The sequence below is a fragment of the Cereibacter sphaeroides 2.4.1 genome (assembly GCF_000012905.2).
Taxonomy (GTDB): Bacteria; Pseudomonadota; Alphaproteobacteria; order Rhodobacterales; family Rhodobacteraceae; genus Cereibacter_A; species Cereibacter_A sphaeroides.
The window spans coordinates 2,577,656-2,598,329 of the sequence record NC_007493.2 but is presented as its reverse complement, the minus strand read 5'-3'; the positions used below and the strand labels follow the sequence as shown (position 1 = coordinate 2,598,329).

The 20,674-nt window shown below is 70.0% G+C and carries 16 protein-coding genes and 1 pseudogene; 7 read left to right on the top strand and 10 right to left on the bottom strand.

The window, feature by feature from the left end; all coding sequences use genetic code 11:
- Window positions 1-174 precede the first annotated feature (174 nt).
- Window positions 175-861, bottom strand: coding sequence for a response regulator transcription factor (locus RSP_RS12585; protein ID WP_002721035.1), 687 nt, complete (start codon window positions 859-861; stop codon window positions 175-177).
- 152 nt (window positions 862-1,013) lie between these two features.
- On the opposite strand from RSP_RS12585, the gene ribA reads away from it, so the two are divergent.
- Both ribA and RSP_RS12575 read left to right on the top strand, forming a co-directional pair.
- Entirely contained in the window at window positions 1,014-2,102 is a 1,089-nt protein-coding gene (gene ribA / locus RSP_RS12580) for a GTP cyclohydrolase II (protein ID WP_011338539.1), read from the top strand.
- Window positions 2,099-2,593 carry a L,D-transpeptidase family protein gene (locus RSP_RS12575; protein WP_009561673.1) on the top strand — a complete coding sequence of 165 codons (495 nt, stop codon included), beginning with the start codon at window positions 2,099-2,101 and terminating at the stop codon, window positions 2,591-2,593. Before ribA ends, RSP_RS12575 begins: the two co-directional genes overlap by 4 nt.
- Before the next feature lie 19 nt (window positions 2,594-2,612).
- On the opposite strand, the gene RSP_RS12570 is transcribed toward RSP_RS12575, so the two are convergent.
- The 4 genes and pseudogenes from RSP_RS12570 to RSP_RS12560 all read right to left on the bottom strand — a co-directional run bounded on the left by RSP_RS12570 (window position 2,613) and on the right by RSP_RS12560 (window position 6,572).
- Window positions 2,613-3,278, bottom strand: a complete 666-nt coding sequence (locus tag RSP_RS12570) for a YggS family pyridoxal phosphate-dependent enzyme (RefSeq protein ID WP_011338538.1) — start codon at window positions 3,276-3,278, stop codon at window positions 2,613-2,615.
- The gene (locus RSP_RS22445; RefSeq protein WP_011338537.1) at window positions 3,271-4,239 is read right to left on the bottom strand and encodes a sulfotransferase family protein; all 969 of its coding nucleotides are present in this window, start codon (window positions 4,237-4,239) and stop codon (window positions 3,271-3,273) included. The genes RSP_RS12570 and RSP_RS22445 overlap by 8 nt, the downstream gene beginning before the upstream one ends.
- Before the next feature lie 130 nt (window positions 4,240-4,369).
- Window positions 4,370-5,425 (bottom strand): annotated as a pseudogene (locus RSP_RS22440) (tetratricopeptide repeat protein); the annotation flags it as partial.
- A gap of 154 nt (window positions 5,426-5,579) precedes the next feature.
- Window positions 5,580-6,572 (bottom strand): porin, encoded by a 993-nt coding sequence (locus RSP_RS12560; RefSeq protein WP_011338535.1) that lies wholly within the window; start codon window positions 6,570-6,572, stop codon window positions 5,580-5,582.
- 283 nt (window positions 6,573-6,855) lie between these two features.
- On the opposite strand from RSP_RS12560, the gene RSP_RS12555 reads away from it, so the two are divergent.
- The 5 genes from RSP_RS12555 (at window position 6,856) to RSP_RS12535 (ending at window position 12,321) form a co-directional block, all read left to right on the top strand.
- Window positions 6,856-7,392 (top strand): DUF3576 domain-containing protein, encoded by a 537-nt coding sequence (locus RSP_RS12555; protein WP_002721028.1) that lies wholly within the window; start codon window positions 6,856-6,858, stop codon window positions 7,390-7,392.
- Between the two features lie 120 nt (window positions 7,393-7,512).
- The gene (gene leuS / locus RSP_RS12550; RefSeq protein ID WP_011338533.1) at window positions 7,513-10,056 is read left to right on the top strand and encodes a leucine--tRNA ligase; all 2,544 of its coding nucleotides are present in this window, start codon (window positions 7,513-7,515) and stop codon (window positions 10,054-10,056) included.
- The gene (gene lptE / locus RSP_RS12545; protein ID WP_011338532.1) at window positions 10,043-10,531 is read left to right on the top strand and encodes an LPS assembly lipoprotein LptE; all 489 of its coding nucleotides are present in this window, start codon (window positions 10,043-10,045) and stop codon (window positions 10,529-10,531) included. Before leuS ends, lptE begins: the two co-directional genes overlap by 14 nt.
- Window positions 10,528-11,520, top strand: coding sequence for a DNA polymerase III subunit delta (gene holA / locus RSP_RS12540; protein ID WP_011338531.1), 993 nt, complete (start codon window positions 10,528-10,530; stop codon window positions 11,518-11,520). The genes lptE and holA overlap by 4 nt, the downstream gene beginning before the upstream one ends.
- 105 nt (window positions 11,521-11,625) lie before the next feature.
- Window positions 11,626-12,321 carry a hypothetical protein gene (locus RSP_RS12535; protein ID WP_002721024.1) on the top strand — a complete coding sequence of 232 codons (696 nt, stop codon included), beginning with the start codon at window positions 11,626-11,628 and terminating at the stop codon, window positions 12,319-12,321.
- Here RSP_RS12535 and RSP_RS12530 read toward each other — a convergent pair.
- The 5 genes from RSP_RS12530 to ychF all read right to left on the bottom strand — a co-directional run bounded on the left by RSP_RS12530 (window position 12,296) and on the right by ychF (window position 20,526).
- Window positions 12,296-13,474 carry a TIGR03862 family flavoprotein gene (locus RSP_RS12530; RefSeq protein WP_011338530.1) on the bottom strand — a complete coding sequence of 393 codons (1,179 nt, stop codon included), beginning with the start codon at window positions 13,472-13,474 and terminating at the stop codon, window positions 12,296-12,298. The genes RSP_RS12535 and RSP_RS12530 overlap by 26 nt on opposite strands.
- A gap of 159 nt (window positions 13,475-13,633) precedes the next feature.
- Window positions 13,634-16,015, bottom strand: a complete 2,382-nt coding sequence (locus tag RSP_RS12525; protein WP_011338529.1) for a LamG domain-containing protein — start codon at window positions 16,013-16,015, stop codon at window positions 13,634-13,636.
- Between the two features lie 245 nt (window positions 16,016-16,260).
- Complete coding sequence (locus tag RSP_RS12520) at window positions 16,261-17,637, bottom strand: phosphohexomutase domain-containing protein (protein ID WP_011338528.1); 1,377 nt, start codon at window positions 17,635-17,637, stop codon at window positions 16,261-16,263.
- Window positions 17,634-19,088: a mannose-1-phosphate guanylyltransferase/mannose-6-phosphate isomerase gene (locus RSP_RS12515; protein WP_011338527.1), complete on the bottom strand. Its 1,455-nt coding sequence runs from the start codon at window positions 19,086-19,088 to the stop codon at window positions 17,634-17,636. The genes RSP_RS12520 and RSP_RS12515 overlap by 4 nt, the downstream gene beginning before the upstream one ends.
- A 340-nt stretch (window positions 19,089-19,428) precedes the next feature.
- On the bottom strand, window positions 19,429-20,526 hold the full coding sequence (gene ychF / locus RSP_RS12510) for a redox-regulated ATPase YchF (RefSeq protein ID WP_002721019.1): 1,098 nt from the start codon (window positions 20,524-20,526) through the stop codon (window positions 19,429-19,431).
- Window positions 20,527-20,674 lie beyond the last annotated feature (148 nt).

Below are 20,674 nucleotides of genomic sequence, written 5' to 3'. Positions count from 1 at the left end.
AAGCGCGAGAGAAGGCTGGCACGAAGCAAGAAAAAAGGCCGGGCACGAGGCCCGGCCAGATCCAACAGGGAGGGTCCGTGTCTCTAACCCCGACACGGGAGGGAACTCGCGCAGCGGGCGAGCCCGCCGTCTCTACTGTCTTTATATGATAGGAGTGTGATCCTTAATTTGATCTCACGCAACAAGCCTGTAGCCGCCGGACTCCGTGACGAGAAGACGCGCATTCGACGGGTCGGGCTCGATCTTCTGGCGCAACCTGTAGATGTGCGTCTCTAGCGTGTGGGTTGTAACGCCCGCGTTATATCCCCAAACCTCGTGGAGAAGCACCTCGCGAGCCACAACACCTTGTGAGGCCCGGTAAAGGAATTTCAAGATGTTGGTTTCCTTTTCCGTCAGCCGGATCTTGCGCTCCTTTTCGTCCACCAGCATCTTCTGGGCGGGCCGGAAGCTGTAGGGGCCGAGCTGGAACACTGCATCCTCTGATTGTTCGTGCGCACGAAGTTGCGCCCTGATGCGCGCGAGCAACACCGGAAACTTGAAGGGCTTCGTCACATAGTCGTTCGCGCCCGCATCGAGGCCCAGAATGGTGTCGCTGTCCGAATCATGCCCGGTCAGCATCAGCACCGGACATTTCACGCCGGCCTTGCGCATCCGCCGGCAGAGCTCGCGCCCGTCGGTGTCCGGCAGACCCACATCGAGGATCACGAGGTCGTAGAGGCCCGCCTTGGCCTTCTCCATGCCTTCGGCCCCCGAGGCGGCCTCGAACACGTCGAAATCCTCGGTCATCACCAGCTGTTCGCTCAGCGCCTCGCGAAGGTCGTCGTCATCGTCCACCAAGAGGATCTTCTTCAGGGAAGCCATCGGTCACTCCTTCGTTCGTGCCGATCACATGTGCGTGCCTCGCTCGCACGGCAAGATTTGCTGCGGATTTCTCACGCGCTCGTGTCGCAAGAGGGCGGAATGTTTCAATTTCCTGCAAAGCTGGCTAGGAAGAAGCGGAAAGGAACCCTCCCATGTCGCTCTCGCTTGGCATCGTCGAACGCCTGAACCGCGCCCGGGGCGATCTCCGGATGGGCGTGCCCGTGGTGCTGACCGAGGAGGGGGCGGGTGCCGTGGCCGTGGCCGTCGAGGCGCTGGAGCCCGGCCGGCTCGCCGACCTGCGGCTTCTGGGCGAGCCGGTCCTCGCCATCACCGCGCGGCGGGCCGAGACGCTGAAGGCGCGGGTCTATGACGACGATCTCGCGCGGATCGAGCTGCCGGACGCCGCGGGGATCGAGTGGCTGCGGGCGGTGGCCGATCCGGCCGACGATCTACGCCTGCCGATGAAGGGGCCGCTGCGCGCCCTGCGGGGCGGCGGGGCGGGCCTTGCCCGCGCGGCGCTGGCGCTCGCGAAATCGGCCCATCTCCTGCCGGCCGCGGTGCTCGTTCCGGTGGCCGATCCGCTGCGCCTCGCGGCGCAGCACGCGCTGACCGTCCTGCCGCTCGAGGAGGCGAGGGCGGAACTCAGCCGTGGTTCGCCGCTGCATCCGGTCGTCTCGGCGCGGGTGCCGATGGTCGCCTCGCAGGCGGGCCGCGTGCATGTCTTCCGCCCCGAGGACGGCGGCGAAGAACATTACGCCATCGAGATCGGCAGGCCCGACCGCGGCCTTCCGGTGCTCGCGCGGCTCCATTCGGCCTGCTTCACCGGCGACGTGCTGGGCAGCCTCAAATGCGACTGCGGCCCGCAGCTCCGCTCGGCGCTGGCGCGGATGGGCGAGGAGGGGGCGGGCGTGCTCCTCTATCTCAATCAGGAGGGGCGGGGCATCGGGCTCGCCAACAAGATGCGCGCCTATTCCCTGCAGGATCAGGGGTTCGACACGGTCGAGGCGAACCACCGGCTGGGCTTCGAGGATGACGAGCGCGATTTCCGCATCGGCGCGGGCATCCTGCGCCAGATGGGCTTTGCCGCGGTGCGTCTGCTGACCAACAACCCGGCCAAGATCCGCATGATGGAGGCCAACGGCATCCGCGTGACCGAGCGCGTGCCGCTGCATGTCGGCCGGAACGAGTTCAACGCGGCCTATCTCGCCACCAAGGCCGCCAAGTCGGGGCATCTGGCATGACGGATCTCGTCGTTACCCGCTGGGGCGCCCGGTTCGGTCGCCGCTTCCTGCCCTGCGCCATCGGGCGCGGCGGCATCACGCAGGCGAAGCGCGAGGGCGATGGCGCCACGCCGCGCGGCACCCACCGGATCGCGGGGCTCCTCTACCGCCCGGACCGCGTGGCCGCCTCGGAGCTGCCCGACTGGGCGCTGCCCTTCGGGCCCGCGGATCTGTGGTCCGACGATCCGCGTGACGTGGATTACAACCAGATGGTCCGCGCGCCCTACGCCCCCAGCCACGAGCGGCTGAGCCGGCCCGATCCGCTCTATGACGTGATCCTGCTCACCGACTGGAACTGGCCCGAGGCGGTGCCGGGGCGCGGCTCGGCGATCTTCCTGCACACATGGCGCCGGCCGCGCCATCCCACGGCGGGCTGCGTGGCCTTCGCGCGCGGCGATCTGCTGTGGCTCGCGCGGAGCCTCACGCCCGAGAGCCGGCTGATCGTGCGCTGAGCGACAGGCCCCCGGCGCGTCAGCCGCGGGCCTGCCCGGAATAGTCCCGCGCGCCGAAGATGGCCGAGCCCACGCGGACATGGGTGGCGCCCACCGCGATGGCCGCCTCGAAGTCGCCGCTCATGCCCATCGAGAGACCCTGAAGCCCGTTCCGCGCCGCGATCGCCGCGAGGAGCGCGAAATGGGGCGCGCTGTCACAGCCCTCGGGCGGGATGCACATGAGGCCCTCGACCGGCAGATCCATCGCGCGGCAGGCGGCGACGAACCCGTCGGCGTCCGCGGGCAGGACGCCTGCCTTCTGCGGCTCCTCGCCCGTGTTCACCTGCACGAAGAGCCGGGGACAGGCGCCCCGCTCCTGCGCCAGCCGGGCGAGCTTCTCGGCCAGCGACGGCCGGTCGAGCGTGTGGATCGCCTCGAAGAGACCCACCGCCACCTTCGCCTTGTTGGTCTGGAGCGGTCCGATCATGTGGACGGAGAGCGGGCCGAACCGTTCGCGCAGATCCGGCCACTTGCCCTGCGCCTCCTGCACATAGTTCTCGCCGAAGATCCGGTGGCCCGCCTCGAGCACGGCCACCACCCGCTCGAGCGGCTGGACCTTCGAGACGGCGATCAGCTCGACAGAGCCCGGCGCCCGGCCGGCGGCGGCCTCGGCGGCCGCGATGCGGGTCTGGATCGTCTCAAGCATGTCGGCCCTCCAGCGCGTCGGTAAAGTCCTTCAGCTCCTCCGCATGCCGCTCCCAGGCGCGGGTCGAGCTGCGATAGATCGGCTGGCGCACCTGATAGAGGCTCAGCGTCTGCACCCGCCGCTTGTTCTCGTGGAAGCTGAGGCAGGCCTCCTCCCACGGCAGGCCGCAGGCGGCGATCAGGCGGCGCGACTGCTCCTCGGGATGGTCCACCAGCTCCTCATACTGGATCTCGTGGAAGCCGCCCGGCAGCTTCTCGCGCCAGAAGTCGATCAGCTCCTCGAACATGCGGAAATAGAGCCCGAGGTCGTGCAGGTCGTAGGCATAGAGATGCGTGTTCTCGGCAAAGACGTTGCGGTAGATCGACAGCGCCGTGTCGCGCGGATCGCGGCGCACGACGACGAATTTCGCCTGCGGGAGGGCCGAGGCGATGAAGCCCATCCAGGCATGGGTCTGGATCGACTTGTCGGTGACCTGCACCGCCTCGGGGAAGCGGCGGCGCATCTCCGCCTCGTAGCGCCGGCCCATGGCCGCCACCTCCGCGCCCGCGATCTCGCTCCAGGCGCGGTAGCGGCCCGCGGCATCGAGGATCACCTTCTGCACCTCGCGCACGGCCACGCCCGCCTCGCCCGCGCCGGTCATGCGGCTGTGGCTCGCGATGATCTGCTCGACGAGCGTGGTGCCCGAGCGCGGCATTCCCGTCACGAAGACCGGGGCGAAATCGCTCGCCTCCGGGGCGGGGGCGGGGGTGAAATCGGCGAAGGTGGCGAAGATCCCCTCGAGCTCGGCCCGGCGGCTTGCGATGTCGTAGGGGTGCGCCTTGCGCATCAGCTGGTTGGCGGGCCTGAGGTAGGTGAACAGGCTCTCGGGCCGCTTCAGGTCGTCCATCGCCTTGGCCAGCGCGAAGCCCAGATGCATCCGGTCGGCCTCGGCCGTGGCCGGGTCGTCGAACCGGCGCTGCATCTCGAAAAAGCAGCGGATCCTCGGGCGTCATCTTCAGGCTGGCCGACAGGATGCGGTAGAACTCGCCGGTGCCGGGCGCGAGTTCGATGGCGCGCCGCAGCAGCGCCTCGGCCTCGGCGAAGGCGCCGCGGCCCTGCAGGAGCAGCGCCTTCCGCGACAGGAGCATTGCATGATCGGGCTCGCGTGCGAGGCCCGTCTCGTAGGCCGCCTCGGCGCCGGCCTCGTCGCCCTGCATGAGCAGCACCTGTCCCAGCCTGAGCTGGAGGTCGGCCGAGCGATTGCCCGCAGCCTCGGCCGCGCGGAAGGCGGCCTCCGCCTCGGCATAGGCGCGCAGGTCGGTCTGCAGGATGCCCAGCTGGAACTGCGCCTCGGGGTGGCGGGGCTCGGCCGCGACCGCGCGCTTCAGCGCCGCCAGCGCCGCGGTCTGCCGCCCCATCCGCGCGAGCGTCACCGCGAGCAGCATCAGCGCCCGGGCGGGCTTCGGGGTCAGCGCCGCCGCGCGGGCGAGCGGATCGAGCGCCTCGGCCGCCCGGCCGAGCGCCAAGAGCGCCTGCGCGAGATGCAGATGCCCGTCCGGCCAGCCGGGCTCCAGCGCCACGACCCGCTGGAAGGCGGCGAGGGCCGGGGCCTGCCGCCCCTGCGCCATCTGCGCGTTGCCCAGCACGTCGGCGGCCAGCGCGCAATCGGGCGCGGCGGAGAGGATCGCGCCGGCCCGGCGCTCGGCCGCGGCCATGCGGCCCGCCTGATAGTCGGAGAGCAGCGCCTTGATCTCGGCCGGCGCGGCGCGGCCGATGCGCGGCTGCGCCACGGGCTTCACGGGCGCTCCCGAGAGGCGCGTCTCGATCTGGCTCAGGAGCGGGGCAGGCAGTCGCGCCTGCCGCGCCGCCTCGGCCACCTCCTTGCGGGCGGCGGCATCGCCGAAGGCCGCGGCTGCGGCGGTCCAGGCCTGCCAGCCCGCGGCCTCCTGCGGGCGGGCACGGGCGGCACGGCCCAGCCGGTCCAGCGCCTCGGGCGCACGGCGGGCGGCGAGCAGGCGGCCCAGATGGAAGTTGGCGGCGGGCTCGTCCGGCGCCACGGCCAGCACGGAGCGGTAGCGCTCTTCGGCCTCGGGCAGGCGGCCGGCCTCGTGCAGGCGCAGCGCCTCGGTCAGGAGCCGGGGGAGGTGGGCAGGGTTCAGGGGCAGCATGGGATCCGATCCGGGGGTCTGGCCCGCCACTAGCACGGACCGGGCGCGCTGTCGATTTTCGCAAACCTCTTCGGCCGTTGCGGATCGCCGGCAGAGGCGGAAATGAAAAGAGTGGGCCGGAGCCCGCTCTTTCCGTTCAGGATCGGAGTTCCGATCAGAACGACATCGAGAGACCGACCGAGTAGGTCTCGAAGTCGCCGTCGACGCCGTCGATGTCGGAGTCGCCGTAGCCGCCGTGCAGCTTCAGACCGCCGCCGAGGTCATAAGCCGCGGCAACGCCCCAGCCTTTGACTTTGTCTTGCACGTCCATGTCGAACACACCGTAGTTGGCGCCGATCTGGAACGCACCGGTGGTGAAGCCAGCCGACAGACCGAGGTGGTTGCCGTCCTGAGCGTCCGAGCTGATGTCGGTGTAGGCGAGGCCAGCGACGAAGCCGTTGTTGAAGTCGGCGTTGACCGAGGCGCCGAGCAGCTCGACGTCACCGCCGACCAGAGCGGCTTCTTGGCTGCCGAGGCCGACGAGCACGTCGGTTTCGAACGTCTGGTAGGCCAGGCCGAAGCCCATGCCGAAACCGCCGAAGTCGCCTTTGTATTTCGCACCGATGGCGTAGCCGTCGCCGTTGGTGTCGGTGTCGTCGAGCTCGGCCGAGATCGCCACACCGAAGTCGCCGAAGCTGTATTCGTAGCGGGCGATCTGGTTGTCGTACTTGCCGTCGCCGTAGGCGCCGAAGTAGCCGGCGTGGGTGGTTTCGTCGTCACCGATGGTGCCGGGGTTGCCCACGTTCTCGGTCATGGCCCAGTCCATGGCGCCGTCGATTTCGCCCATGGTCAGGGTGCCGAAGGCGCCCGAGATGAAAGCGGCTTCGTTGTCGGCAGCGAAGTTGCCGTTCGAGTCGCCTTCGTCTTTCGAGATCTCGACGCTGGCGCCGAACGCGAGGCCGGTGTCGGTCTCGCTCGTCATGGTGACGATGAGGTTGAAGTCGTTGTGGAACTCGGTCTGGCCGCCAGCCGCGTGGCCAGCGCGGGCCGGCGCATCGTCACCACCGCCGACAACACCCATCTCGGCGTAGCCCGAGAAGCTGATTTCGGCCGCAGCCACGCCAGCGGTCATCACCAGAGCCGTGGTCGCAAGAAGAATCTGTTTCATAGTTTCCCTCGTTTGTCTCGTCTGCGCCCCAGCTCAGGGGAATCCGAGTGGGCCTGCCTCTGTTTCCCTCCGGATGGCCTCGATTGCAAACGGAACGGGTCCGTTGCGGGGAAAGACGTGGATGATGGTGCAGAGTTGCCACAGTGAGCCGGGGTGCCCTGCCACCCGTCCAAAGGTCGGAAAACCTTCGCTTTCTGGCAGGGCCGGACGGGATGCCTGAAAAACCTTGGCACGGTCCGGTGCCTCGGCTAGACAGCACGGGACGTCACACACGGGGGACTTCATGACCTTCCTTAGCCTCGCGCGCGCTGCCCTGCCGGTCGGGCTTGCGCTTTCGCTCTCTGCCTGCGGCGGCCTGGGTGGGGGAGACGCCTCCTCGGGCGATCGGCAGATCGAGGCGGGCGCGGCTCAACGGCAGGCGGAAATCGCCGAGCGCAATGCGGGCGCGACGGTGGCCGGCACGGGAAGCACTCGGTCCTCGCTCTTCGACCTGTTCGGCAGCAAGGACGACCCGAACACGAAGGTCGAGGTCAACAAATATATCTGGAACGCGGCGCTCGAGGTGCTGAACTTCCTGCCGGTCCAGGCGGTCGATCCCTTCACCGGCGTGATCTCGACGGGCTACGGCGTGCCGCCGGGCGGCGGTCGGGCCTACCGCGCCACGATCTATGTGCAGGATCCGGCGCTCGATGCGCGCTCGCTCAAGGTGGCGCTGCAGGGGCAGGGCGGCGGGCCGGTCTCGGCCGAGACGCAGCGCGCGGTCGAGGATGCGATCCTCACCCGCGCCCGGCAGCTCCGCCTGCGCGACTCGCGCCTTTGAGGCTGAGGCCGCCGGCCGGGCGCTCGCCCCGGCCCGCGGTCCGCACCGGACGGGGGCGGCTCTGGACCTTGGGCCGCGCCTCGGTGTAACTGCGGGCGATCCTTTCCGAAGAGGCCGCCCATGTCGCGTTACGATCCCGCAGCAACCGAAAGCCGCTGGCAGGCCGCCTGGGACGCGGCGGGGGTCTTCACGGCCCGGCACGATCCCGCCCGGCCGAAATATTACGTCCTCGAGATGTTCCCCTATCCGTCGGGCCGCATCCACATGGGGCACGTCCGCAACTACACGATGGGCGACGTGGTGGCGCGGCAGAAGGCCGCCGCCGGCTTCTCGGTGCTGCATCCGATGGGCTGGGATGCCTTCGGCATGCCTGCCGAGAATGCCGCGATGGAGCGGGGCGGCCATCCCAAGGACTGGACCTACGGCAACATCGCCGACATGCGCGCGCAGATGAAGCCGCTCGGGCTCTCGATCGACTGGAGCCGCGAATTCGCCACCTGCGATCCCGAATATTACGGCCAGCAGCAGGCCATGTTCATCGACATGATGGAGGCGGGCCTCGTCTACCGCAAGAATGCGGTGGTGAACTGGGACCCGGTCGACATGACGGTGCTGGCCAACGAGCAGGTGATCGACGGCAAGGGCTGGCGCTCGGGGGCGCCCGTGGTGCGGCGCGAGCTGACGCAGTGGTTCTTCCGCATCTCCGACTATGCGGGCGAACTGCTGGAGGCGCTCGACACGCTGAAGGACTGGCCCGAGAAGGTGCGGCTGATGCAGGCCAACTGGATCGGCCAGTCGCGCGGGCTGCAGTTCGCCTTCTCGATGGCGGGCGCGCCCGAGGGCTTCGACCGGCTCGAGGTCTATACGACCCGTCCCGACACGCTGATGGGGGCCTCCTTCGCGGCGATCTCGCCCGATCACCCGCTGGCCCGGCATCTGGAGCGGCACGATCCGGAGGTGGCCGAGTTCGTGGCCGAATGCCGCCGCGTCGGCACCTCGGAAGAGGCGCTGGAGAAGGCGGAGAAAAAGGGTTTCGATACCGGCCTCCGCGTGCGCCATCCGTTCGATGCCGCCTGGGAGCTGCCGGTCTATATCGCGAACTTCATCCTGATGGATTATGGCACCGGCGCGATCTTCGGCTGCCCGGCGCATGACCAGCGCGACTTCGAATTCGCCACGAAATACGGCCTGCCGATCCGGCCCGTCTTCCTGCCCGAAGGCTGCGAAGAGACGGCGCTCGCCGAAGCCTTCGTGCCGATGAAATCCGAGCGCGTGCACTACATCCGCGGCTTCGCCGGCGCCGAGGTCCAGACCGGCGAGGAGGGCGTCGCCGCCGCCATCGCCTTCTGCGAATCGCAGGGCGTGGGGCGCGGCGTCACCAACTACCGCCTGCGCGACTGGGGCATCAGCCGCCAGCGCTACTGGGGCTGCCCGATCCCGGTCATCCATTGCGAGACCTGCGGCGTGGTGCCCGAGGCCAAGGAGAACCTGCCCGTCCGCCTGCCGGACGACGTGAGCTTCGACGTGCCGGGTAACCCGCTCGACCGCCACCCGACATGGCGCGACTGCACCTGCCCGAAATGCGGGGCGAAGGCCCGGCGCGAGACCGACACGATGGACACGTTCGTCGATTCGAGCTGGTATTACGCGCGCTTCACCGCGCCGCGGGCGGCCACGCCCACCGACGCCGAGGAAGCCGACTACTGGATGAACGTCGATCAATATATCGGCGGCATCGAGCATGCGATCCTGCACCTGCTCTATTCCCGCTTCTTCGCCCGCGCGATGCAGAAGACGGGGCACCTGCCGGCGAAGGCCATCGAGCCCTTCAACGCGCTCTTCACGCAAGGCATGGTCACGCACGAGATCTATCTCACCCGCGATGCGGCGGGGCGCCCGGTCTACCACCTCCCCGAGGACGTGACCGACGGCAAGCTCGCGGACGGCACGCCGGTCGAGATCATCCCCTCGGCCAAAATGTCGAAATCGAAGAAGAACGTCGTCGATCCGATGAACATCATCCGCCAGTTCGGCGCCGATACGGCGCGCTGGTTCGTGATGTCGGACAGCCCGCCCGAGCGGGACGTGGAATGGACGGCCTCGGGCGCCGAGGCGGCCTCGAAGCACCTCCATCGGGTCTGGCGTCTGGCGGACGAGATCTCGCGCGCCGACGGCGAAGCGAATGCCGAGGATGGGGCGCTCGACAAGGCCACGGCGCGCGCCATCGCCGAGGTGACGCAGGGCGTCGAGGGCTTCGCCTTCAACAAGGCCATCGCCAAGCTCTACGAATTCACCAACACGCTCTCGCGGTCCGGCGCGGGCGCCGAGGCGAAGAAGCGCGCGATGCGGACCATGGCGCAGCTCATGTCGCCCATGGTGCCGCACCTGGCCGAGGAGGTCTGGGCGATGCTCGGCGGCGAGGGTCTGGTGGCGCAGGCCGCCTGGCCCAAGGCCGATCCGGCGCTTCTCATCGACGATACGGTGACGCTGCCCATCCAGGTCAACGGCAAGCGTCGGGGCGAAATCACCGTTCCGAAGGAGATGGCCGCTTCCGAGGTTGAAAAGCTGGTGCTGGCGGACGAAGCTGTGCAGCGGGCGCTCGGAGGCGCCGCTCCGAAGAAGCTCATCGTCGTCCCGGGCCGCATCGTCAATGTCGTCATCTGACCGCCGCACCTTCCTCTTCGCAGCCCTGGCCCTGGCCGGCTGCGGTTTCCGTCCGGCCTACGGGCCGGGCGGCCCGGCCGAGACGCTGCAGGGCGCGATCCGCGTGGCGGATCCGGTCGACAAGAACGGCTTCGACCTCGTCGAACGGCTGGAAGAGCGGATCGGCCGTCCCGAGGCGCCGCGCTTCGACCTCGCCTACCGGATCTCGACCAGTATCGACAGCGTGGGCATCACCACCGCCAACTCGATCACCCGCTACAATCTGACGGGACGCATCGCCTTCACCGTCACGAGCCGCGCGACGGGCGAGGTGGTCGAGAGCGGAACGGTCACCAACTTCACCTCCTGGTCGGCCACGGGCTCGACCGTGGCGGCGCTCGTTGCCGAGGAGGATGCGAACTACCGCCTGATGCGCATCCTCGCCGACCAGATCGTGACGCAGCTGATCGCCACCTCCGGGCGCTGGCTGGCATGATCCTGCGCGGCGCCGAGGCCGTGCGCTATCTGGCGAAGCCCGATCCCTCGCGCGCCGGCCTGCTGATCTTCGGGCAGGATTCGATGCGCGTGGCGCTGAAGCGGCAGGAAGCGGTGCTGGGCCTGATCGGTCCCGAGGGCGCGGCCGAGATGCGGCTCACGCGCCTGCCGGCCTCCGACCTCCGGCGCGATCCTGCGGCACTGATGGATGCCATGACGGCGAAAGGCTTTTTCGAAGGCCCGCGCGCCGTGCTGGTCGAAGAGGCTGCGGACGGGCTTACCGCCCTGATCGGCGATGTGCTGAAGGAATGGCGCCCCGGCGATGCGCAGGTGGTGGTGACCGCCGGCGGCCTCACCGGCCGCTCCTCTCTGAAAAAACTTTTCGAGGCTCATCCCAGCGCCGTCTGCATCGGTCTCTACGACGATCCGCCGACGCGCGAGGAGGTCGATACGATGCTGCGGCAGGCGGGTCTCGGGCAGATCGAGCCGCAGGCGATGGCCGGGCTCACGGCGCTGGCCCGCGATCTCGATCCGGGCGACGTCCGCCAGACGGTCGAGAAGCTCGCGCTCTACAAGCTCGGCGATCCCGCGCCGCTCTCGGCCGCCGACGTGGCCGAGATGGCGCCCGTCTCGATCGAGGCCGGGGTCGACGAGGTGATCCATGCCGTGGCCGAGGGCCGCCGGACCGAGGTCTCGCCCCTCGTCCGCAGGCTCGAGGCGCAGGGCGTGACGGCGGTCGCCCTCTGCATCGGCGCGATGCGCCACTTCCGCAGCCTGCACCGTCTGGCCGCGGGCGCGGACCCCGGCCGCGGCGGCTTCAACCCCCGGCAGGAACGGATGCAGCGGCAGGCGCGGCAGTGGGGCGTGAACCGGCTCGAGGAGGCGATGGCGCTTCTGGTCGAGACCGACCTCACGCTGCGCTCGGCGAGCCGCGCGCCCGCCATGGCGGTGATGGAGCGCGCCCTCATAAGGCTCTGCACGGTGCGCTGACGGCTGATTTCGGCCGCTTCGCTGCGCCGCCCTCTACCGGGGGTGAATCCGGTTTCGGAACATGCTACATGCTGTGGAAGCAAAACAAGAAACGCGGAGCAGACAATGAACAGGCTTTCCCTGCTCGCCCTCGTGGCGGCGCTTTCGGCATCGCCGGCGGCAGCGCAGATGACGGGTGCGACCCTCGATTTCGGCCATTCCTTCTTCACCGAAGACAGCGACATCTCGAAGACCAGCCTCGGCGGCAGCGCCGAATTCGGCTTCGGCACCAGCTTCGCGCTGCAGGGCGATCTCGGCTACAGCCGCCTGCACGGCGTGCATGAGAATGCGACCGCCGCCGCGCTGCACGGCATGGTCTATGTGAACCCCGAGACTGCCATCGGCGCCTTCTACGGCATCGAGGATCTGGCCGGCGACAGCGTCGATTTCTACGGTTTCGAAGTGGGCCAGAAGAGCGACCTGTTCGACGTCGAGGCCTATGTCGGGCGCGCCGACAATTCCGGCCTGACCGGCTCGATGATGGGCCTCGAGGGGCGGGTGCTGATGGCCAACGGCTTCGGCGTCGGCGGCAAGGTGAACCATCTCGATGTCGAGGGGCTCGACACGACCCGCTTCGGCCTGACGGGTGACTATACGCTGCCGAACGGGCTGGCGCTGACGGCCGAGATCGGCGGCGTGAATGCCGACGATCTGGGCCTCGACGGGACCGAGCCCTATGTCGGGATCGGCGCCCGCTTCGACTTCGGCCGCGGGGCGATGTTCAGCCGCCGCTCGCTCAGCGCGGTCGCGCCGGGCCTGTGACACGGGCCGCCGCGCGGCCGGCATGGCGGCCGGTCGCGAGGCAGCCGGTGAGGAGGTAGCCGCCCGTCGGCGCCTCCCAGTCCAGCATCTCGCCGCAGGCGAAGACGCCGGGCAGCGCCTTCAGTTCGAGATCCTCCGTCAGCGCGGCGCGGGCGATGCCCCCGGCGGTCGAGATCGCCTCGTCGAGCGGCCTCGGCCCGGCCAGCGGCACCGGCAGCGCCTTCAGCCGGCAGGCCAGCGCCGCCCCCGCGGGCAGGGGCCGGGCGAATTCCTGCACCAGCGCCACCAGCGCCGGAGACAGCCCCAGCTTGCGCAGCCGGTTGGCGAGGCTCTCGCCCGGCTTCCCGCGGGAAAGCCGCGCCGCCACCTCCTCCTCGGACAGATCCGGCAGCAGATCGAGCGCGAGCCCCGCGCCCTCGCGCAGCGCGCGCGAGACGGCATAGATCCCGCCGCCCTCGAGACCCCGCTCGGACAGAACGAACTCGCCCCGCTCGCGCCGCTCTCCCACGAGCAGCGCCACGCCCTTGACCGGCGTGCCGAAATGGCGCGCCATATGCGGCGTCCAGTCGATGCGGAAGCCGATGTTGGCGGGCCGGAAGGGGGCGATCTCCACCCCTCGGGCCGCGAGCCACGGGGCCCAGGCGCCGTCCGAACCGAGCCGCGACCAGCTCGCCCCGCCCAGCGCCAGCACCGTGACCTGCGGCGCAAGCTCGATCCCGCCCTCGGGCGTGGCGAAGCGGAAGCCCGCGCCGAAGCCCTCCCACCGCCAGCGGGTGCGGATCTCGACCCCGAGCCCCGCCAGCCGCGCAAGCCAGGCGCGCAGCAGCGGCGAGGCCTTCATCGCCTGCGGAAAGACCCGGCCGGACGAGCCGGTGAAGACCGGCTGGCCCAGCGCCCGGCACCAGTCCTGCACCTCCCGGGGGCCGAAGCTGCCGATCATCGGCGCGAGCCAGTCCGCGGCCTCGGCATAGCGGGCAAGGAACGGCTCCGGCGCCTCGTCTTTGGTGATGTTGAGGCCGGACTTGCCGGCCATCAGCAGCTTGCGCCCGACGCTGGGCTTCGTCTCGCAGATCACGGTGCGGAGGCCCGCGCGCGCCAGCTCTTCGGCCGCCATCAGGCCGGCCGGGCCGCCGCCGATCACCAGAGCATCCATCCTGTCCGTCCCGTTTCGCGTCGGGGGCACCCTAGTCGAGCAGTCCGGCCTTGGAAATGGCGCGGGGCGCCCTTTCGCCCGCGGCCTTGCGGAAGGCGCTCCTCCGCAAGACGACGGCCGCCCTCTCGCAAAGGGCGGCCGTCCCAGAGGCCTAGACGCTCAGAAGGTCGGATCGGGCAGCTGCCGGCCGTTGGGCCAAGGCCGGGCATCGGTGCAGGGCACCAGCGCCACGGCCGAGGTCGCATAATGGGCCGCGCCATAGACATGCATGTCGCCCGATCCGTCGGCATAGGCATAGGTCGAGGGGTTGGCGAACTTCGCCGCCACATCGAACATCGGATAGAGCGACCAGGCCGCATCCCAGTCCTGATGACGGGCGATGTTCGGCGTGCAATAGACCTCGATCCCGTCGACGAAAGCATAGATCCAGTCGCGATCCACATAGGCCGCATAGTCATGGATCTGGGAATAGGCATCGAAGCTCGCGAAGCCCAGCTTGCGCAGGTCGAACTTCAGCGGCGTGCGGGTCTTGACGTCGAGCCCGCCATAGGGGCCGGAATGGCCGGTGCAGGTCGACCAGCCGCCGTCGGGCCAGCTGCCGTAGATCCCGTTGAAATGCTCGAAGATGTCGAGTTCGGGCGGCCATCCGTCCGCCAGCAGCCAGAAGGCGGGCCAGGAATAGAGACGGTTCGCGGTCATGCAGCGGGCGGTCCAGACACCGGTCTTGCCGCGCCACTCGGGCAGGTTCTGCGCGATGAGGGCCGAGGCCTGATGGTAGAAGATCCGGTCGCCCCCCTCTGCCGAGAGGGTCACGGGCGCGGGCAGCCGGCAGGAACGCAGACGGATCGCCTTGCGGCCCTGACGGTCGGTGACGCGGGCATGGGGCGCGGCCGACTGCGTGGGCCAGACGTCCGCGTTCATGTAGAGGCCGACCTCGCCGTTGCCGTCCTGGGTGTAGCCATGGGCGAGGCGCGCGCGCCAGCAGGGCGTGCCCGTGGCCGCATTGCCCGCAAACCCCGTGTCCGACCATTGGGCGGTGGCCGGATCGAGGCTCGCCTTGGGGCTGCCCGTGATGGTCAGCCGCATCGGCGCGCGGTGCCGGGGCAGGGTCGCGGGCAGCGCATTGACCGCGCCCTCCCGGATCTCGATGAAGCCCGTGACCGGCGAGGCGCTGCGCCAGCCGCCCATGTCCGTCGCGAGCGAGAAGGCCACCCGGTTGCCCGCCGCCCGCCCGTATTGCATGTCGACGGTCAGCCACATCTCGCGGTCGTCGCCGGGGCGCCAGACCGCCCAATAGTCCCCCACCCACAGCGCCTGGTCGCCGCCCACATTCATCCCGCCGCCGTTCACGTTGCTGACCGAGGGGCGCCCGATGGCGGTCATGCGAATCGGCTGGTCTGCCGTGACCTTCACATGGGCATAGCGCTGGCCCGGAGGCACATGCACCGTGCGCGCCGCCTCGTCGTCGAAGGCGATGACCGGCAGCGGCAGGGTGCCCAGCAGATCCCACGGAAGCGTCTCGGCCGTGGTCGTGTCGGCCGGACGCGGCAGCACCGCCCACGAGATCTGCTGGCAGCGCACCGTCACGGCCACATTCACTCCGCTCGCGCAGATCCCGGCCCAGCCTGCGCTCGTGACCGGGGTCGGATCGGTGAGGCTGCCCGTCCAGTCGGCGGGCTCGGCCGCGCCCCTGGCCCAGGCCTTCCACGACAGCGTGGCGCCGACCAGCCGCACGCGCAGCCAGTAGTCGCCCGCCGCCGCCCGCGCGAAGGCGACGTTCGACAGGCCCGTCGCCACGCCCGCGCTGAAGCGCGCCACCTGCAGCGAGGGGCCGGCGGGGTTGGTGTAGAACATCACCCGGTAGCCGGTTTCGGCGCCGGCCGCGCCCGAGGCGCGCAGGGCGAGCCCCGCATAGCCTGCGGCCTCGGCGAAGGTGAAAAGCGCCAGCATCTCGAGATCTCTGGTCCCGTTCAGCGCATCGCAGGCCAGAAGCGTCCGGGCGCCGCTGGCGGGCTGCGCCTGAAGGTAGCCGCCTTTCTCGATCCAGCTCAGCGCGTGCCAGACCTGCGTCCAGCCGCGCGGCGCCGTGCCGGTTCCGTCCTCGAACAGATCGGCCGTGGGCGGGCTCGCCTCCTCCAGAGCGTCGATGCGGCCGAGGGCGGCGGTGAGGCCCGTGTCGATCCGGCTCACCGCCGCCTGCACCCCCGTAAGCGTCTGGCCGAGCGCGCTGTCGCCCGACCGCGAGCTCGCGCTGAGCGTGTCCAGACGCGCAGACAGCTCCGTGTCGCCACGGCTGCTGCTGTCGGCGAGGCCCGGCAGCGCCGCCTCGAGGGCCGACAGCCGGACGAGCAGCCCGGCGCTCGCCGCGCCCTCCTGCGTCCCGAGCGTGCGGAGATCCGCCTTCACCCCCTCGATCCGGGCGGCGAGGTCGGCGTCCTGCTGCGCCGAGGTCTTCACATGGGCGGCAAGCCGCGCCTCGAGAGCGGCGACCTGAGCCACCTGCGCGTCGAGAAGAGGGATGATGTCGGGGTCGATTGCCATGGCACGTCCTCTGCTGGGCCCGGCGCCGCCAGAGGGCAGCGCCTTCGTCAGAGGGTGATGGCCTGCAGAGTTTGCCATCCGCGAACCGCACCGCACGGTGCCCTGCAACGCGGCCCGAAACGGGAGAGCCACGAGCTTCCGACGCGCATCGAAGGGGGCACCCCCGCGGACCTGCCCCGACGGAGCGCTCTCAGCCCCCGGGCAGAACCGGCGCCTTCACCCAACGCACCCGCCCCTGCGGACCGTCAGCCGCCCGTCGGCAGAAGCAGCGCCTTCACCGCCGTGACCCCCTGCGCCACCAGCTCCGGCTTGCCCTTCGCCTCGACATTCAGCCGCACCACGGGCTCGGTGTTCGAACTCCGCAGGTTGAAGCGCCATGAGCCGAGGTCGAAGCCGAGCCCGTCCATCTCGTCCACCGCCCGCGCCTCGGGCGCGAAGGCCTGCCGCACCCGCGCCATCGCGGCCGCCGGATCCTCCAGCACGAAATTGAGCTCGCCCGACGAGGGAAAGGCCGCCCTGCGGTCCGCCACCAGATCCGCGAGGCGGCCGTGGCGGCTCACCAGCCCGGCCACGAGCAGCCAGGGGATCATCCCGCTGTCGCAATGGTAGAAGTCGCGGAAATAATGGTGCGCCGACATCTCGCCGCCATAAAGGGCCGCCTCGTCGCGCATCGCCTGCTTGATGAAGGCGTGGCCGGTCCGGGTCTGGACGGCGCGCCCTCCGGCACGGGCCACCACATCCTGCGTGTTCCAGATGATCCGGGGATCGTGGATGACGGTCGCTCCCGGATGCCGCGCCAGAAAGGCCTCGGCAAGCAGGCCCACCACATATTCGCCGTCGATGAAGCGGCCCTCGTGGTCGAAGAAGAAGCAGCGGTCGAAGTCGCCGTCCCAGGCCACGCCGAAATCGGCGCCGGTCTCGCGCACGCGCGCCGCGGTGGCGGGCCGGTTCTCGGGCAGGAGCGGGTTCGGGATGCCGGCGGGGAAGGTGCCGTCGGGCGCATGGTGCATCCGCTCGAAGCTGAGCGGCGCCCCCAGCGCCTCGAGACGGGCCGCGATGGCGTCGAAGGTGGGCCCCGCCGCGCCGTGGCCGGCATTGACGAGGATCTTCAGGGGCTTCAGCGCCTCCACCTCGACGAAGGACAGCACGCGCTCCACATAGGCCCGCCGCGCCTCCTCTGCCACCGGCATGACCGCCCCGCCCGGACGGGCCGCGCCGAAATCCTCCGCCTCGGCCAGCTCCCGGATCCGCGCAAGCCCGCTCGCCGCATCGAGCGGTGCCGAGCCCTGCCGCACCATCTTCATCCCGTTGTAATCCATGGGATTGTGCGAGGCGGTCACACAGATCCCGCCGTCGGCCCCGAAGTGGCTTGTGGCCGCATACATCTCCTCGGTGCCCGAGAGACCCAGATCCAGCACCCGGCAGCCCTCGTCCCCGAGGCCCTCCGCCACCCGCGCGGCCAGCGCCTCGGACGAGGCGCGGATGTCGCGGCCGAGCACCACCGTCCGCGCGTCGAGCGCCCGGGCGAAGGCCCGCCCGATCCGGTAGGCGATCCCCTCGTCGAGATCGACGCCCAGCCGCCCCCGGATGTCGTAGGCCTTGAAGCAGCCGAGCGCGCTCATCCCCGCGCGCCCTGTCCGCGGGCATAGACATCCTCGTAGCGGATGATGTCGTCCTCGCCGAGATAGGCGCCGGTCTGCACCTCGATCAGCGTCAGCGGCACCTTGCCCGGATTCTCCATCCGATGGCGCGCGCCGAGCGGGATATAGACCGACTGGTTTTCGGTCACGAGCGTCACCTGATTGTCGATGGTGACCTTCGCCGTGCCCTCCACCACGATCCAGTGCTCGGCCCGGTGGTGATGGCTCTGCAGCGAGAGCGTCGCGCCCGGCGTCACGACGATGCGCTTGACCTGAAAGCGCGGCCCCTTCACCAAGCTCTCGTACCAGCCCCAGGGCCGGTAGTCGCGCGGCAGCGTCTCGGCCTGCTCCACGCCCTTGGCCTTCAGCGCCGCCACCGCCCGCTTCACCTCCTGCGCCCGGTCCTTGTGGGCCACCAGCACCGCATCGGGCATGGCCACCGCGATGATGTCGGTGAGGCCGATCCCCACCAGCTGCTGCGCGGCGTTCGTCGCCTGCAGGAGGCTGTCGTGGCAGTCGATCGCCGTGGCGGGGCCGCTCAGCACGACGCCCCCCTCCTGCGGCGGCGCGTCGCGCCAGACCGCCTGCCAGTCGCCCAGATCCGACCAGGCGCCCGCATAGGGCACGACGGTCAGGTTCTCCGCGCGCTCCATCACCGCATAATCGATCGAGATGTCGGGCAGGTCCGCCCAGGGGCCGGGCGCGAGCCGCGTGAACGAGAGGTCCTTCTCGGCCGCCTCCACCGCCTGCCGCACCGGGGCCAGCACCTCGGGCGCGTGCCGCTCGAGCGCTTCGAGAATCGCGGTCGTGGTGAAGAGGAAGATGCCCGCGTTCCACAGATGCATCCCGCCCGACAGCAGCCGTTCGGCCGTGGCGAGGTCCGGCTTCTCGACGAAGCTCCGCAGCGGCTGCGGCTCGGGCGCGAAATCGGCGGTGGGCGTCGAGAGCTCGAGCCAGCCGTAGCCCGTCTCGGGCCTGTCGGGGCGGATGCCGAAGGTCACGATCTGCCCCGCGCGCGCGGCCGGGGCCGCGGCCTGCACCGCCGCGCGGAACCGGTCCGCATCGGGGATCACATGGTCCGAGGGCGCCACGAGCATCAGCGCGCCCGGCCTGCGCGCCTCGAGCGCCAGTGCGGCTGCGGCGATGGCGCCCGCCGTGTTGCGGGCCTCGGGCTCGATCAGGACGCAGCCGGGCTGGATCTTCAGCGCGGCGAGCTGTTCGATCACCACGAAGCGGAAGTCGCTGGCGGCCACCACGGTGGGGGCGGCGAACCCCGCCCCCGACAGGCGCCGAGCCGATGCCTGATAGAGGCTCTCGTCGCCCGTCAGCCGGGCGAACTGCTTGGGATAGGATTTGCGCGACAGCGGCCACAGGCGTGTGCCCGAACCGCCGCAGAGAAGAACGGGATGAATGAGATCGCTCAATGGGGCCATCCGTCATCAAATGAATGACACCTTTGTAGCAGGCAGAGGCCTTTGCTTCGACGGACTTTCTGTCGGCCCGAGGCATCGGAATGGCGAGGCCGCGCCCTCCGTGGATCCTCCCCCCGGTGAGGCGGGGCGAGCGGTGCCTGCCCTTTCGGGCGATGACATCCACCTGATGGGAGGGAAAATCTACCTCCTCGGGAGAGGTAACGGGCGGGGAGGCCGCGCGCGGAGCCATGGAAATGGGGCTAGCTCCCGCGGCCGGACGGGCGGGGAGGCCGCCCCGCTGCAACGGGAAATTGGCAAGCCCCTGCGGCGGAGCGGGCGGGGAGACCCCGCCCGGAAGCCGTCAGGCGTTGAAGAGGAAATGCAGCACGTCGCCGTCCTGCACCTCGTAGGTCTTGCCCTCGACGCGGAACTTGCCCGCCTCCTTGGCGCCCGCCTCGCCGCGGCCCGCGACATAATCCGCATAGGCCACCGTTTCGGCGCGGATGAAGCCCTTCTCGAAATCGCCGTGGATCACGCCGGCCGCCTGCGGCGCGAGCATCCCCCTGGTGATGGTCCAGGCGCGCGCTTCCTTCGGCCCCACGGTGAAGTAGGTCTGGAGCCCCAGAAGCTCGTAACCCGCCCGGATCAGCCGGTCGAGGCCCGCTTCCTCGAGCCCCATCTCCTCGAGGAACATGCCGGCCTCCTCGGGGGGAAGCTGGGCGATCTCCTCCTCGATCCGCGCCGAGATCACCACCGTCGCCGCGCCCTGCGCGCGCGCCATCTCGGCCACGCGGGCCGACTGCGAGTTGCCCTTGGCGGCCGAGGCTTCCTCGACGTTGCAGACATAGAGGACGGGTTTCGAGGTCAGAAGCTGCAGCATCCGCCAGGCGCGCTGGTCGTCGGCCGAGACGGTCACGCTGCGCGCGGGCCGACCCGCTTCGAGCGCGGCCATGGCCACGCGCAGGAGCCGGTCCTGATCCGCCGCCTCCTTGTCGCCGCCCTTCAGCTTCCGCGCGAGGTTGGCCAGCCGCCGCTCGATCGAGTCCATGTCGGCGAGCATGAGCTCGGTCTCGATGGTCTCGGCATCGGCCACGGGATCGATCCGGCCCTCGACATGGGTGATGTCGCCATCCTCGAAGCAGCGCAGCACATGGGCGATGGCGTCGCACTCGCGGATGTTGGCGAGGAACTGGTTGCCGAGCCCTTCGCCCTTCGAGGCGCCGCGCACGAGGCCCGCGATATCGACGAAGGTCATGCGGGTCGGGATGATCTGCTTGGAGCCCGCGATCTCGGCGAGGATCTCGAGCCGCGCGTCGGGCACGGCCACCTCGCCCACGTTGGGCTCGATGGTGCAGAAGGGAAAGTTCGCCGCCTGCGCGGCGGCGGTGCGGGTGAGGGCGTTGAAGAGCGTGGATTTGCCCACGTTCGGCAGGCCGACGATCCCCATGCGGAAGCCCATGATCCACTCCTTGTAGGTTTGCCGCTTCATAGGGAAGCCGCCCTGCCAAGGCAAGCCGGGCGCCGAACAGTCCGCCTCGAAGGCGCCCGCAACGCCTCGCGGCACGCTCGTTCGCCGAGCGGAGCCCGTCACTGGCCGCACTCACGGC

What these genes read in the sequence shown, in the direction of transcription:
- RSP_RS12515 (WP_011338527.1), bottom strand. Translation starts at nt 19,088, where the DNA reads ATGGCCCCATTGAGCGATCTCATTCATCCCGTTCTTCTCTGCGGCGGT.
- RSP_RS12570 (WP_011338538.1), bottom strand. Translation starts at nt 3,278, where the DNA reads ATGCTTGAGACGATCCAGACCCGCATCGCGGCCGCCGAGGCCGCCGCC.
- RSP_RS12560 (WP_011338535.1), bottom strand. Translation starts at nt 6,572, where the DNA reads ATGAAACAGATTCTTCTTGCGACCACGGCTCTGGTGATGACCGCTGGC.
- RSP_RS12555 (WP_002721028.1), top strand. Translation starts at nt 6,856, where the DNA reads ATGACCTTCCTTAGCCTCGCGCGCGCTGCCCTGCCGGTCGGGCTTGCG.
- RSP_RS12575 (WP_009561673.1), top strand. Translation starts at nt 2,099, where the DNA reads ATGACGGATCTCGTCGTTACCCGCTGGGGCGCCCGGTTCGGTCGCCGC.
- RSP_RS12520 (WP_011338528.1), bottom strand. Translation starts at nt 17,637, where the DNA reads ATGAGCGCGCTCGGCTGCTTCAAGGCCTACGACATCCGGGGGCGGCTG.
- RSP_RS22445 (WP_011338537.1), bottom strand. Translation starts at nt 4,239, where the DNA reads ATGCAGCGCCGGTTCGACGACCCGGCCACGGCCGAGGCCGACCGGATG.
- holA (WP_011338531.1), top strand. Translation starts at nt 10,528, where the DNA reads ATGATCCTGCGCGGCGCCGAGGCCGTGCGCTATCTGGCGAAGCCCGAT.
- RSP_RS12535 (WP_002721024.1), top strand. Translation starts at nt 11,626, where the DNA reads ATGAACAGGCTTTCCCTGCTCGCCCTCGTGGCGGCGCTTTCGGCATCG.
- RSP_RS12530 (WP_011338530.1), bottom strand. Translation starts at nt 13,474, where the DNA reads ATGGATGCTCTGGTGATCGGCGGCGGCCCGGCCGGCCTGATGGCGGCC.
- RSP_RS12585 (WP_002721035.1), bottom strand. Translation starts at nt 861, where the DNA reads ATGGCTTCCCTGAAGAAGATCCTCTTGGTGGACGATGACGACGACCTT.
- leuS (WP_011338533.1), top strand. Translation starts at nt 7,513, where the DNA reads ATGTCGCGTTACGATCCCGCAGCAACCGAAAGCCGCTGGCAGGCCGCC.
- ychF (WP_002721019.1), bottom strand. Translation starts at nt 20,526, where the DNA reads ATGGGCTTCCGCATGGGGATCGTCGGCCTGCCGAACGTGGGCAAATCC.
- lptE (WP_011338532.1), top strand. Translation starts at nt 10,043, where the DNA reads ATGTCGTCATCTGACCGCCGCACCTTCCTCTTCGCAGCCCTGGCCCTG.
- ribA (WP_011338539.1), top strand. Translation starts at nt 1,014, where the DNA reads ATGTCGCTCTCGCTTGGCATCGTCGAACGCCTGAACCGCGCCCGGGGC.
- RSP_RS12525 (WP_011338529.1), bottom strand. Translation starts at nt 16,015, where the DNA reads ATGGCAATCGACCCCGACATCATCCCTCTTCTCGACGCGCAGGTGGCT.